An 11,989-nucleotide genomic window follows, 5' to 3' on the forward strand; every position below is an offset into this window, starting at 1 on the left:
GTTTATGACTTGGTTTTATTTTCAGGCATACAAGCCGTGTAAAAACCATCGCGCATCATTGGCGCGTTCCAGATAGATCCAGTAACAACTTCCATCATTTCCCTGAGCAATGAAGTAATCTCGGGAAGCAGATTGCTCACTCCACCAACCAGCTTCTATTCGCTCCGGGCCGCGAATTATTTTAAGCGGACTACCATAAAATGGTCGCTCATTACGCACTAGTAGCGCAATAGGCTTTGGCAATAAGAAAAATGGTCGATTATTGGCAACGAATTCTGTATTAGCCTTGATTGGTTTGGTTGTCGCGGATGCCCAGGCATTGTAGACCTCTGGAAGATAATCTTCAACGTTATTAGGGGTTAATACATTTTCGTGACCGAGTCGTGCAGTCAATAGCTCAAGAAGTCGATGATAATCTTCTAGCGAGCCACCAGGCTCGGGGAAAAGGGATTCATTTGTTGGGTGGGCGGCTTCGGTCTGTACCGCTTCTAGGTAGAGGCCAATTACAGGCGCGGTAAGTTGAATCTTCGGGAGACGTTCTTTTAGAAGCCGAATTAGGTGTCCTTCGTCCCAAGCGGGCTCTGCCAAAATTATCTCAATCTTTGTAGGCGCTATTGCGGCGCGACCGCGTTCGTGTTCAAGAAGGAAGACGCAAACTCGGACTGCTCGTTGCAAGGACTTTAGCCAACCAACTAACTGGAGGATCAGACTGGTTCCGCTGTGGAGCAACGCCCCGGCGTGCTCGACGCGATCACAGAGCTCTACGCGTGCTTTGAACTGTAGTGGCGGCTTGATCCAGTCAAATATTTCCGGTTCTTCGCCGTATGCTCGATCAAGCGCGTAGATTAATTCCTTGCTAGTTCGACGCAAAAGGCCGGCTCTGGGCAGTCTACGGAGCGCACCAATCTGCTCTGCCCCAATGTCATTAAGCCAGTTCCTATAGGGAGCAGCCTTTGGAAGTAGATTGCAAGGCAACATGCTCAGCCGGTGGTGCAAGGTTCTTATCGATAATGTTCGGCGACGTAGAGTAAATCCGTCTTGGCGCCTACTTCTTGCGAGCAACCAGGCGCCTTCTGCTGTCGGGGCAGTACCGATTTGCGACGTAAAGCCGAGTGAGCTAAGAATGCCGGAGACGCGCAGGGAGAGCGAATGTGGTCCTTTAAATAACGTGAGGCTTGCACTAACGTCCAATAGAACCGAGAAATCTTCCTGGAAATCGATTTCCGGAGTGAACTGCATTAGCGCGGTTGTAATAGCGTGAAGCGCCTGGTTCTCCTTTTCTGGCGATCGATCTAGAGTTGTTGCCGTAGGGGCGAGAGCCGATACGCTATCGCGGCGCATGCGTAAGCGTATGCCGCACTGCGCTGCCTCGAAGCTCATCGCCAGTACCACTCCTTGGTCGATAACGACAAACTGCCCAGGTTCAGACCAACGCGGGCGTAGTGCTTCTAGTGGCAATGAAGGTAGATGGACGCTTAACAGGAGTTTCATAATCTTTGTCCAGTGACCGGCGACCCACAGGCATATTCGTCAACGAAATAAAAAAAGGGTTTTCACAGGAAGGTCCTCTTCGTTTGACAATATCAACAGAAAGTCCACCATGAATAGGACGAAGTGCTATGCGTAACGGTGATGGCGAAGCGTTCGCTGCAGCTGAGATAGGCCGCATAAGCCAAAACCATGTATCAGTGGTTTGGGCGGCGAGGTTCAGCCGCCGAAGTGTTTCAGGTCGAATATCTGTTTGCCAAAGTATGACGGCACCGCAATTTCCGCTTTTAAGAGTTCGCTCGGTAGCCCATAGGGCATCTGATGAACTCTTTGGACGGAGCCATAACAAATTTCGTTCATTCACTTGCCAAGCACGGCAGGCCATAAGATGGGGATGATAAGGTGGCTGGATAAGCACCACTCGTTGCGAAGATGATAAGGGGGATAGCATAGGTTGTAGCAATTGCATTTCCCCGATACCGTTTTGCTGCACAAGTAGTTCGATAAGCGCCGACCTCGGCCACCCTCTATCCGGTAGTTCTTTGTCGAGCAGATCGTGCCCAGTGGTTTGGACAGTCGATCGTGCGATCGCTAACTCGCTTGCACGCCATACGTCACGTAGAACTGACTGGGGCACTTTCCCAGTCTTTTGAGCAACATTGGTAGGTGATGTAAGCATATATGAGTTTTGTACTGTATATTTGTACAGTATAAATTGTGAATGGATGAAAGTGCAAGGTGGTTTTTTGGGCTACTGGCTGGCAGTTGTATGCGCTCGGGAAAATGGCTGCATAGCCGGGCCGGCCGCTGTGGCAAGGATGCTTGCACTTTAGGAGTTTAACTAAACGCAATACCTACTGGGGAACACCGTGGCCAGGAATTACTTGGTTGCGCAGGACCAGGAGCGTGCCTTGTACTGGGTCTATCAGGAGCGGGTTGCCAAGGCAGCTGAAGACTCGGAACCACACTGATTCCTCCATAGGCTGTTTGAAGAACGGGTCCATCTGTCCTTCCAGCGGCGAACTTTCGACCCTCTGGCTGCCGCAGTGGTCTGGTGTTCCGCGTAACGGGCTCGCCGTCCCGGCACAGTCACTTGAAGGTGCATCCGGCAACAAGCTGCTCAGGCTGTCTGTCCTATCTGTTTCACTGTGCGGCCGAAGATCGCGGCCGCCCCATCAAGGATGCGGCGCACTGCCGGGTGGCTCTCTCGCCGTTCGACCGACACGGCATAGAAATGCTCGACGATGGCGTCGATCGTGCCAATGGCTTCCAGCGCGTTTTCCTCACACACGATATCGGCCAGCACTGTAGGCGCCACGATGAACCCGGTACCGGCGCGGGCGAAGGACTTCAACAGCGCTCCGTCGTCGAATTCACCCACTACGATGGGACGCAACTCGTTGCTCTCGAACCAGCTGCTGAGCTGACTGTGGATGGCGGCGTCCTGCCCCGGCAGCAGGAAAGGCGCATTTTTCAGGCGCTGCGGGAAGGAGCCCGGCCAAGCTCTGCACAGGTCGGGGTGGCCCATTACAGTAAGCGTGCTCGAACCGAGCAGGTGAGTGTAGCCGCGGATCGCACCTCCTGGTGGCAGGCCCTTGTCGGCGATGATGAGGTCGAGCTGGTGTGCCGTGAGTGCAATCATCAAGTCGTCGAAGTGCCCTTCCTTGCAAATCAGGCGCATTCCCAATCCTGCCCCCTGCGCCGGCTGCAGAAGGCGGAAGATCATGGTCTTTGCGATCATGTCGCAAATGCCGATTCGCAGCGTTTCCGCGGCGAATGCCCCTCGCCGCATCGCTTGTTCCAGCTCATTGCCCATGTCAAAGATCTGCGTGGTATAGCGCAACACGGTTTTGCCCGCCTCGGTCAGTTTGGCCTTCCCCCACCACGACGGACGCTTTCGATAGGTATGATGTTCCTATCGGAGGTATTACATGGCACGTGAAAGACGGTTGTTCTCAGAAGAGTTTAAGCGCGAAGCAGTCAAGCTGGTAGGCCAGCCTGGCGCGAGCAAGGCGGCAATAGCCCGCGACCTTGGCATCGGTGCTAATTTGCTGGGTCGGTGGTGCAGAGATGCCCACGTCGGTGCAGAGGTCGCAGTCGGGCGTGAGAAGGTATCGGCCCAGGAATACGAGCGCATGCGGCGCGAGCTGGCGAAGGTCAAGACGGAGCGCGACATATTAAAAAAGGCGCTCGGCTACTTCGCAGCCGACCTCAAGTGAAATACGGCTTCATCGCCAAATATCGAACCATCTGGCCAACACGGACGATGTGCCGTCTGCTCGGCGTATCGAGCAGTGGCTTCTACGACTGGCTCGGCCGGCCAGCAAGTGCCCATGAACGCGAGAACGCCCAGCTCCTCAACGCAATCAAGCACAGCCACGAAGCCAGCGATGGCACATACGGTTCGCCACGCGTAGTGCGAGACCTTATCGATGCTGGTTTCTCTTGCAGCGAGAACCGTGTGGCACGACTGATGAAAGCTGCTGGCATCAAGGCCCGTCACAAGCGGCGCCGCGCGCCAGGCCAGCTTGACTCACCAGTGCATGCCATCGCGCCGAACCTGCTGGACCGGCAGTTTGAAGCGACAGGCCCAAACCAGAAATGGGCAGCCGACTTCACTTACGTGTGGACGGGCGAAGGCTGGCTGTTTGTCGCTGTCGTGCTGGACCTGTACTCGCGGCGCGTGGTGGGCTGGTCGATGCAACCGACAATGACCGCACAGCTGGTAATGGACGCTCTGCTGATGGCCATCTTCCGCCGTGGCCGGCCTCGCGCTGTGGTGCATCATTCGGACCAAGGTTCCCAATACACGAGCGAGGATTTCCAGCGCCTGCTCGAATCACACGGCATTGTTTGCAGCATGAGCCGTCGCGGAAACTGCTGGGACAACGCTGCAATGGAGAGCTTCTTCTCGACGCTCAAGACTGAGCGCCTGAGCAAAAAGCATTACCGGACCAGGGATGATTTACGCGCAGACGTGTTCGATTACATAGAAAGGTTCTACAATCCACGCCGGCGTCATTCCACTATCGGCTATCTCAGCCCGGTACAGTTTGAAAATCTAAAATGCGCCTAACGGAAGTGTCCGTATCGATGGGGGAAGGCCAGTTCGAGCCCCCGGCCTCTCTTCTGAAACAATGCCTCGCCTAACTGGGCTTCCAGGACCTGCAACTGCATGCTGATTGCCTGCGCCGTTACATGCAGCTGCTCGGCCGCCCGCGCAACCGTACCATTGGTAGCAACCGTTTGGAAATAGTAGAGGTGCTTATAGTTGATCATGCAATCCTCAGAAAAATTGATGTTTTAGTAAAGATTAATTGATTTTACTTTAAGCTTTGGCGCTTCTATAGTGACCTTACAATCACTTTGATGAGGTCACCATGCATACCTATCCCGCTAACAGTCCCGCAGCAATCAGCCGACTACTGGCCCTCACTATGATCGTTGACGGCCACATCAGCCCGTCCGAGGTGCGCACCATGCATCATGCCAAGTTCCTGCAACAGGTAAAGGTCGACGACGACACATTCGACCATACCCTGCGCGAATTGTGCGAAGACCTGCTCAACAACGCCGCCAACCGCTGCGCGGGCATTGTCGAGATTGATCCGGTCTTGCTGGACAGCCTGATGCTTGAGGTTCAGGAACCGCTGCTGCAGATCTGCCTGTGGAAGACCATGGCTGACATCGTCCAGGCGGACGGCCGCGTCGATGGCCGCGAAATGACCCTGGTACGGCGCGCGGCCAGAGCTTGGTTCGGCCACGACCAGGCCAGGGACTACTCTCCTGCCGACACCTTGGCAGGATGAGGCAGGTCGCCGCAGGCGCAGTCTCGGCCTAACCGGAGCACCACCGGCGCCATGTCCGTTACCATCGCGCGCCGTCCCGACACGATGAGTTTTATAATCGGCTGCACAGCGGCAGTTACCGGACATTGCCGGCCCTGCCTGAAAAGGAGACGTGATGATGGATGTACTCTTGTTCTTGTTCGGGCTGGTGCTCCTCGTCGTTGGCGCGGAAGCTTTGGTACGCGGTGCTTCCCGTCTTGCACTCTCGGTCGGCATTTCGCCCCTCGTGGTCGGACTTACCGTGGTGGCGTTCGGTACCAGTGCACCGGAGTTAGCTGTCAGCGTTCAGTCGGCGATCGCCGGCCGCGCTGACCTGGCGCTGGGCAATGTTGTGGGTAGCAACATCTTCAACGTCCTGTTCATCCTCGGCGTTTCCGCCCTGATCGTGCCGCTGCTCGTGGCGCGCCAGTTAGTGCGCCAGGAAGTGCCGGTCATGATCGGCGTCTCGCTGCTACTGCTTGCACTGGCACTGGATGGGCGCCTCGGCCGTGGCGACGGTGCCCTGCTGCTGGGCCTGTTAGTCGTCTATACCGCGTTCTTAATCTACCAGTCGCGTCGCCAAAATCAGGGCGGCGATGTAGGCTTGCCCGATGAGGCGCTTGCATCCTCCCCAGGTTGGGAGAGCCGCCCTGCGGCGCAGCTGCTACTCATTGCCGCCGGGCTCGGTTCTTTGGTGTTGGGCGCCACTTGGCTGGTGGACTCGGCGGTCCGCTTCGCGCAGTACCTCGGAGTCAGCGAACTGGTCATTGGCTTGACCATCGTTGCGGCCGGCACTTCGCTTCCAGAGGTGGCCACTTCCATCATCGCGGCGCTGCGGGGCCAGCGCGATATCGCGGTCGGCAATGTGGTAGGGAGCAACGTATTCAATATCCTCGGCGTATTGGGTCTGTCGTCCGTGGTGAGCCAGACAGGGATAGCGGTCGCCCCTTCGGTGCTCGCATTTGACCTGCCGGTCATGATCGCTGTGGCGCTCGCCTGTCTGCCAATATTTTTCACAGGGAACCTGATTGCCCGCTGGGAAGGTGCCCTGTTCCTCGGGCTGTATGCTGCTTACATGGCTTACGTGCTACTGGCAGCGGGGCAGCATGACGCGTTGCAGCCCTACAGCGCCATCATGGTGACGGCGGTGCTGCCGCTGGTCGCCGTGACGCTGGCGGTCGTCGCCTGGCGCGAGTGGCAGAGCAGGCAAATGAATCCGGGTTCTCCCGGATAGGAAACGACATGGTGCAGACAGCGCTCCCGGCGGCGTCGCAGCCGTTATGGATCCGCGCGGCCTGGCTGCTGCCGTTGGCGTTGCTGCCGGCGGTGGCTGGCCTGCCGGGCGAACCAGCAAGCTGGTCCGTGCCGTGGGTGGCGCCGCTTGGCGTCCGCCTAGGTTTCGCCGCCGATGGACTCGCGCGCCTGTTCCTGCTGCTCGTGTGCGCCGTCGGCGCGGCCGTGCTCGCCTATACCCCCGGCTACCTGCGCGGCCATACCCGGCTCGGCCAATTGATGTGCCTGCTGATCGCATTCACCCTGGCCATGATTGGGGCAATCCTGGCTGACGACCTGCTGCTGCTGTTGCTGTTCTGGGAGGCGACCAGTGTGCTGTCCTTTCTGCTGGTGGGCTTCGAACACGATAGCCAGGACAGTCGCGACAGCGCGCGTCAGGCGCTGCTGGTCACCGGTGCCGGCGGGCTGGCCCTCCTTGCCGGGATCGTCCTGATACTGCTGGCCGCGCCCGGGCTGCGGCTGAGCGACCTGGCACACCTCGATCCCGCCGTGCTTGAGGATGCCCGCTTCCAGGCGGGGGTGGCGCTGGTGCTGGCTGGCGCCATGACCAAGTCGGCCCAGTTCCCTTTCCACTTCTGGCTGCCGGGCGCAATGGCCGCACCGACGCCAGTCTCGGCCTATTTGCACTCGGCCACGATGGTTAACCTCGGGGTGTATGTGATGGCCCGCTTCGACGAGGCAATGGGCGCGATTCCCTGGTGGGAAGTAACGCTCCTGTCGATCGGCACGATCACCGCCTTGTGGGGCGCCGTCCAAGCCCCCCGCGAGCGAGACCTGAAACGCATCCTTGCATGGTCCACCGTCTCCGCGCTGGGTACGCTGACCGTGCTCATCGGCCTGCCTAACGAACTGGGCGCATTGGCCTTTGTCGCCTTTCTGCTGGCCCATGCGCTGTACAAGGCGCCGCTGTTCTTCGTGGCCGGCAACGTCGACCACGCCACCGGAACGCGCATGATTGACCGGCTGCGCGGACTGCGACATGGCATGCCCGCAACCGCGCTGGCGGCCCTGTTGGCGGGCCTGTCGATGGCCGGTTTGCCGGCCACGGTCGGTTTTGTCGCCAAGGACACTATCAAGGCCGCCAAGGAAGTAAGTGAGATTCTGTGGATAGTCGAAGGCGCCAGCCTGCTGGTGAGCATGGTTGGCGTGGCAGTCGCCAGCGTGGCGGTGTTACGTATCTTCTTTGGTCGCCCTACCCATCCAGCAGGCCACGCGCCGCACGAGGGCGGATGGCGGCTCGCGCTCCCGCCACTGACGCTCGCCAGCATAGGCATCGCGCTCGGGCTGTTCCCTGCGCTGGCCGAACCGCTGGTGACGGATGCAGCCCGGATGATCTCCCCAGCGCTGACGCGCTCCGATGCGTCTCTGGAAACCGAATGGCTGCTCCGCATCGAGAGCTTTGCCGTCGTCTGGGCGGTTGGGGCGATAGTGTACGCAGGGTGGAATCCCCTATACCGGATACTCGACCGACTGCGTTTCCTCGACAGCGCCGGCCCCGCTGCCGCTTACGGCGCCGCGCTGCACGGCCTGAAGCACGCGGCTGGCGTGCTGGCGCGCGGCCTGCAGGCGCGGCGCCTGAGCCGCTATCTGCTCACAACGGTTGCCGCCACGGTGTTGCTGTCCGCGCCTTGGGCATTCGGCCTGAACTTTCAGCCGCCCGCAGCGATCAAGGTCGACGGCGCCGGGGCGCTGGTGGGATGCGCCACCGCCATCCTGGGGGCCGTACTGGCTGTGCGTGCTCGCGACACGCTCCAGCGACTGCTTGGCGCCGGCGCTGTCGGCGCCGGTAGCGCCCTTGTTTTCCTGTTCCAGGGCGCGCCCGACCTGGCCCTGACTCAACTCGCTGTGGAGACGGTCTTCGTGGTGGTGGCCGCGGTCGCGTTGCGCCGCTACCGCCAGCAGCAGGGCGCCGGCGCGGGTGTGGGGCGGGCCAACGCCTGGCGGGCTGGCGTCGCGCTGGCCTTCGGCCTGCTGCTCGGCGCCGTGCTGCTGGCGCTGTCCGGCCGGCCGCTCGACCCCGCCATGGCGGATTACTTCCTCGCGCAGAGCGTGCCATACGCGCATGGACGCAATGTGGTCAATGTCATCATTGTCGACTTTCGCGGCTTGGACACGCTTGGCGAGATCGCAGTGGTCATGTTCGCGGCCCTGGCGGCGTGGCCGCTGGCGCGCCGCCTGCCGCTCAGGAGAAAAGGTTTATGAATGCGGAGCGCTCGATCGTGCTGGAAACCACCGTGTCCTTCCTTTACTGGATTATGCTGGGCGCAGCCCTGTGGCTGCTGCTGCGCGGGCACAATGCGCCCGGAGGCGGCTTCGTCGCCGCGCTGGTGGCGGTAGCAGCGACAGCCGCCCATGCGATGGTGTTCGGCGTAGCAGCCGCGCGCGCCCGGATGCCGTTCAGTCCGCTGACCCTGAGCGCCCTCGGGTTAGTCCTGGCGGTGGTCAGCGGCCTGCCGGCGCTGGCTCTCGGGCAGGCTTTCCTCACCCATTGGTGGGGCGAGCTCGCTGTAGGCTCAATGGCGCTCAAGCTCTCCACTGTGCTGCTGTTCGACCTCGGTGTGGCGCTGTGCGTATGGGGTGCGCTGGGCGGATTCTGCCTCCGGCTACTGGGGAGCTTGCGATGATCGAGTGGGCGATTGCGGCGAGCGTGACCCTTGTGGCGGCAGCCGGCCTGTATCTGGCGAGCTCGCGCGACGTGGTGTCGATCTCGGTGGGGCTGGCTTTGCTCGGTTCAGCAGTAAACCTGTTTGTCTTCGCGGCCGGCCGCATCGGCCAGGCGGCGCCACCGCTCATTGCGCCAGGCGCGGCGGCGCCGCTGGCGGCAGTGGCCAACCCGGTGCCGCAAGCACTGGTACTGACGGCGATCGTGATCGGTTTCGCCTTTGCCTGCTTTGGCATCGCCCTGGCGTTGGCGCTGGCCGCGCACGACAGCCGCGCCGACGCCGACGCGCTGGAACAGGCTGAACCGCCGCCGCGCCCGGACGGCGAGCCTGGGGAGATACCATGAATGGTGTGCTCGTTGCCGCACCGGTGCTGGTGCCGCTGCTCACGGCCGCGCTGACGGTCGCGCTGGCCCGGCGCCCGCGCCGCCAGCGTGCAGCCAGCGCGGTCGGCGCACTGCTGCTCCTGCTGTGCTGCGCTGCGCTGCTGTACGGCTCCATCGGAGGCATAGTGCTGACGGCGCGCTTCGGCGAATGGGCCGCGCCCTTCGCGATCGCCTTCCGTATCGACCGCGCCGCCGCCCTGATGCTGACCGTTAATGCCGTGCTGGCCGTGGCCGTGCTGGTCTACCCTAGCCGCGGTGGAGCGCTGGCCACGCCGTTCGGCCCGCCGCTGGCGCACGGCCTGCTGGCAGGGGCGGGCGGGGCTTACGCCACAGCCGACCTGTTCAACCTCTATGTCTGGTTCGAAGTCATGCTGATCGCGGCCCTCGGGCTGATCGTCGCCGGCCGCAAACCGGCGCACCTGGAGGCTGGCCTGAAATACCTGGTCCTCAACCTGTTCGGCACCGTCCTCTTGCTGGCCGCGGTGACAGGCCTGTACGGCCTGACCGGCCAGCTCAACTATGAGGCGCTGGGGAGAGCGCTGGCCGGGCGCGGCGACGATCCGCTCGCCTTGCTGCTGGGCGCGCTGTTGCTTGTTGCCCTGCTCATCAAGGCTGGCGCTTTTCCCTTCCTGTTCTGGCTGCCGGCCGCCTATCCGGTGCTGCCGGTGCCGGTGCTGGCGCTGTTCACTGCGTTGACAACCAAAGTCGGGGCCTACGCGTTGCTACGAGTACTTTACGAGGTCTTCCCGGCCGGAGCGCCAGCCTACGCCCAGGCCCTGGGCTGGATCGCCTGTGCCACCATGGTCGCGGGCGTGATGGGCGCGGTGTATCACTACGACCTGCGCCGCATCCTGGCCTTCCACAGCGTGAGCCAGATGGGCTATATCCTGTTGGCGGCGGCACTTGGCGGGGTTGCCGGGATCGCCGCGGCGCTGTTCTTCAGCATCCACCACATTTTGGTAAAGGCCAACCTGTACCTGATCGCGGGCATGATCGCGAGTAAGGGAGGGCATCACGACCTGCGCCGGATCGGCGCCCTGGCGCGCAGTGATCCCATGCTCGCCGTCCTGTTCGCGCTAAGCGCGGCCGCGCTGGTCGGGATTCCGCCGCTGTCCGGCTTCTGGGCCAAGCTGCTGGTCCTGCGCGAGGGTTTTGGCCAGGAACGCTATCTGTGGATGGCGCTAGCATTACTCACTAGCGGCCTGACTCTGCTGTCGATGGCCAAGATCTGGATCGAGGCATTCTGGAAACCGCACCCGACGCCACCCACCGAGCCGCCTGCAGCCCATCCGCCGGGCGCCTGGGCTGCCTGTGGCATGCTGTCGCTGCTGGCCCTGGCTATGGGCCTGATGCCGGGCCCGCTCATCGATTTCCTGTATGCAGCAGCCGGGACGATAGCCCCGCCACTCGCCAAGGTTTCACCATGAGACGCATCGTCGCCGTCATTCTGATCTTGTGGCGTTTGTTCGCCGCCATTGCGCGTTCGGGCTGGCAAATATCTTGGCGCATCCTGCGTCCGCCGCGCGGCCTCGCGCCCGGTTTCGTCGAGTACAGATTCCAACCCATGGGACCTGCGGCAACCACCGTACTCGCCTGCCTGATCTGCCTCACGCCTGGGACCACGGCGGTCGATGTCGATGCCGCGGCTGGACGGATGCGCCTGCATCTGCTCGATGCCGGGGGCGGCGCCGACGAGGCGGCACTGCAGGAAATCCGCTTGCTGTTTGAAGGTGCCGTGCGGGTGCTGTTTGCTAAAGAGGAGATGTCATGACAATACTGGCCGAGGTGTTTCTTGGGTTGGCGCTGCTGCTGGTCCTGGAGGCCTTGCGGCGACTGCCTGGGACGGCGAACCGGCTGGTGGCGGTCGATGCCCTCAGCGCCTGCGCCCTTGCAGCTTGCCTGGTGGCCGCCGCGCGTACTGGCCATACGGCTTTCCTGGACGTTGCGCTCGGCTTCGCCCTTATCGCGTTCCTCGCCACTGTCTGCTGGGCCTTCGCGCTGCGCGCCGGGGCGCCAGAAGAGGATGCGCCGTGACTGCCCTGGGATGGGCGCTCATGATTTTCGGCACCGCACTGCTCGCGGTGGCGGCGCTGGGCCTGCTCAGGCTTCCAGACGCCCTATCGCGGCAGCATGCGGCGACCAAGGCGGCGACGCTCGCTCTCGGCGTCATGCTTGCCGGACTGGCCGTGCTGCAGCCGTCGTGGGCATGGGGGATCAGAATCGGTACGCTGGTGGCGGTGCTCGCCGCGACAGTGCCGATTGCTTCGCACGCGCTGGCACGCGCCGCGGCGTCCAGGTCGGACGCTTTAGAGTCGGACTGATCCAATCTCGTGGA

At 61.6% G+C, this 11,989-nt stretch carries 14 protein-coding genes; 10 read left to right on the top strand and 4 right to left on the bottom strand.

Annotated features, from left to right (window positions below; all coding sequences use genetic code 11):
- Nucleotides 1–21: 21 nt before the first annotated feature.
- From ACZ9AQ_RS13335 to ACZ9AQ_RS13345, 3 genes are all read right to left on the bottom strand, one after another.
- The gene (locus tag ACZ9AQ_RS13335) at nucleotides 22–1,491 is read right to left on the bottom strand and encodes a Y-family DNA polymerase (RefSeq protein ID WP_429203757.1); all 1,470 of its coding nucleotides are present in this window, start codon (nucleotides 1,489–1,491) and stop codon (nucleotides 22–24) included.
- Nucleotides 1,424–2,167, bottom strand: coding sequence for a translesion DNA synthesis-associated protein ImuA (gene imuA, locus ACZ9AQ_RS13340; protein ID WP_429203758.1), 744 nt, complete (start codon nucleotides 2,165–2,167; stop codon nucleotides 1,424–1,426). The genes ACZ9AQ_RS13335 and imuA overlap by 68 nt, the downstream gene beginning before the upstream one ends.
- A gap of 441 nt (nucleotides 2,168–2,608) precedes the next feature.
- Nucleotides 2,609–3,334: a LysR substrate-binding domain-containing protein gene (locus ACZ9AQ_RS13345; RefSeq protein ID WP_429203759.1), complete on the bottom strand. Its 726-nt coding sequence runs from the start codon at nucleotides 3,332–3,334 to the stop codon at nucleotides 2,609–2,611.
- An 85-nt stretch (nucleotides 3,335–3,419) separates the two neighbouring features.
- Here ACZ9AQ_RS13345 and ACZ9AQ_RS13350 point away from each other — a divergent pair.
- Nucleotides 3,420–4,564, top strand: a protein-coding gene (locus tag ACZ9AQ_RS13350; protein WP_429203760.1) for an IS3 family transposase whose coding sequence is annotated in 2 segments (ribosomal slippage) — nucleotides 3,420–3,678 and nucleotides 3,678–4,564 — 1,146 coding nt in all. Because the reading frame shifts where the segments join, the coding sequence is not laid out codon by codon here.
- On the opposite strand, the gene ACZ9AQ_RS13355 is transcribed toward ACZ9AQ_RS13350, so the two are convergent.
- On the bottom strand, nucleotides 4,561–4,767 hold the full coding sequence (locus ACZ9AQ_RS13355) for a LysR family transcriptional regulator (protein ID WP_429203761.1): 207 nt from the start codon (nucleotides 4,765–4,767) through the stop codon (nucleotides 4,561–4,563). The two genes, ACZ9AQ_RS13350 and ACZ9AQ_RS13355, sit on opposite strands and share 4 nt — an antisense overlap.
- 101 nt (nucleotides 4,768–4,868) lie before the next feature.
- Here ACZ9AQ_RS13355 and ACZ9AQ_RS13360 point away from each other — a divergent pair, with 101 nt between their 5' ends.
- The 9 genes from ACZ9AQ_RS13360 (at nucleotide 4,869) to ACZ9AQ_RS13400 (ending at nucleotide 11,975) form a co-directional block, all read left to right on the top strand.
- On the top strand, nucleotides 4,869–5,297 hold the full coding sequence (locus ACZ9AQ_RS13360; RefSeq protein ID WP_429203762.1) for a tellurite resistance TerB family protein: 429 nt from the start codon (nucleotides 4,869–4,871) through the stop codon (nucleotides 5,295–5,297).
- Nucleotides 5,298–5,451: 154 nt separating this feature from the next.
- The gene (locus tag ACZ9AQ_RS13365; protein WP_429203763.1) at nucleotides 5,452–6,549 is read left to right on the top strand and encodes a calcium/sodium antiporter; all 1,098 of its coding nucleotides are present in this window, start codon (nucleotides 5,452–5,454) and stop codon (nucleotides 6,547–6,549) included.
- An 8-nt stretch (nucleotides 6,550–6,557) separates the two neighbouring features.
- Entirely contained in the window at nucleotides 6,558–8,810 is a 2,253-nt protein-coding gene (gene mbhE, locus ACZ9AQ_RS13370; protein ID WP_429203764.1) for a hydrogen gas-evolving membrane-bound hydrogenase subunit E, read from the top strand.
- On the top strand, nucleotides 8,807–9,232 hold the full coding sequence (locus tag ACZ9AQ_RS13375) for an MnhB domain-containing protein (protein ID WP_429203765.1): 426 nt from the start codon (nucleotides 8,807–8,809) through the stop codon (nucleotides 9,230–9,232). Before mbhE ends, ACZ9AQ_RS13375 begins: the two co-directional genes overlap by 4 nt.
- Nucleotides 9,229–9,615, top strand: coding sequence for an NADH-quinone oxidoreductase subunit K (locus ACZ9AQ_RS13380; protein WP_429203766.1), 387 nt, complete (start codon nucleotides 9,229–9,231; stop codon nucleotides 9,613–9,615). The genes ACZ9AQ_RS13375 and ACZ9AQ_RS13380 overlap by 4 nt, the downstream gene beginning before the upstream one ends.
- Complete coding sequence (locus ACZ9AQ_RS13385) at nucleotides 9,612–11,081, top strand: complex I subunit 5 family protein (protein WP_429203767.1); 1,470 nt, start codon at nucleotides 9,612–9,614, stop codon at nucleotides 11,079–11,081. The genes ACZ9AQ_RS13380 and ACZ9AQ_RS13385 overlap by 4 nt, the downstream gene beginning before the upstream one ends.
- Entirely contained in the window at nucleotides 11,078–11,425 is a 348-nt protein-coding gene (locus ACZ9AQ_RS13390) for a Na+/H+ antiporter subunit E (protein WP_429203768.1), read from the top strand. The genes ACZ9AQ_RS13385 and ACZ9AQ_RS13390 overlap by 4 nt, the downstream gene beginning before the upstream one ends.
- On the top strand, nucleotides 11,422–11,688 hold the full coding sequence (locus ACZ9AQ_RS13395; protein ID WP_429203769.1) for an MrpF/PhaF family protein: 267 nt from the start codon (nucleotides 11,422–11,424) through the stop codon (nucleotides 11,686–11,688). Before ACZ9AQ_RS13390 ends, ACZ9AQ_RS13395 begins: the two co-directional genes overlap by 4 nt.
- Nucleotides 11,689–11,708: 20 nt before the next feature.
- A complete protein-coding gene (locus ACZ9AQ_RS13400) occupies nucleotides 11,709–11,975 on the top strand; it encodes a monovalent cation/H(+) antiporter subunit G (protein WP_429203770.1) in 267 nt (88 codons plus the stop codon).
- Nucleotides 11,976–11,989 lie beyond the last annotated feature (14 nt).

It is taken from the genome of Massilia sp. UYP34, assembly GCF_056279385.1.

Coding starts and splice junctions, on each gene's coding strand:
- ACZ9AQ_RS13335 (WP_429203757.1), bottom strand. CDS start 1,491: ATGAAACTCCTGTTAAGCGTCCATCTACCTTCATTGCCACTAGAAGCA.
- imuA (WP_429203758.1), bottom strand. CDS start 2,167: ATGCTTACATCACCTACCAATGTTGCTCAAAAGACTGGGAAAGTGCCC.
- ACZ9AQ_RS13355 (WP_429203761.1), bottom strand. CDS start 4,767: ATGATCAACTATAAGCACCTCTACTATTTCCAAACGGTTGCTACCAAT.
- ACZ9AQ_RS13360 (WP_429203762.1), top strand. CDS start 4,869: ATGCATACCTATCCCGCTAACAGTCCCGCAGCAATCAGCCGACTACTG.
- ACZ9AQ_RS13365 (WP_429203763.1), top strand. CDS start 5,452: ATGATGGATGTACTCTTGTTCTTGTTCGGGCTGGTGCTCCTCGTCGTT.
- mbhE (WP_429203764.1), top strand. CDS start 6,558: ATGGTGCAGACAGCGCTCCCGGCGGCGTCGCAGCCGTTATGGATCCGC.
- ACZ9AQ_RS13375 (WP_429203765.1), top strand. CDS start 8,807: ATGAATGCGGAGCGCTCGATCGTGCTGGAAACCACCGTGTCCTTCCTT.
- ACZ9AQ_RS13380 (WP_429203766.1), top strand. CDS start 9,229: ATGATCGAGTGGGCGATTGCGGCGAGCGTGACCCTTGTGGCGGCAGCC.
- ACZ9AQ_RS13385 (WP_429203767.1), top strand. CDS start 9,612: ATGAATGGTGTGCTCGTTGCCGCACCGGTGCTGGTGCCGCTGCTCACG.
- ACZ9AQ_RS13390 (WP_429203768.1), top strand. CDS start 11,078: ATGAGACGCATCGTCGCCGTCATTCTGATCTTGTGGCGTTTGTTCGCC.
- ACZ9AQ_RS13395 (WP_429203769.1), top strand. CDS start 11,422: ATGACAATACTGGCCGAGGTGTTTCTTGGGTTGGCGCTGCTGCTGGTC.
- ACZ9AQ_RS13400 (WP_429203770.1), top strand. CDS start 11,709: ATGATTTTCGGCACCGCACTGCTCGCGGTGGCGGCGCTGGGCCTGCTC.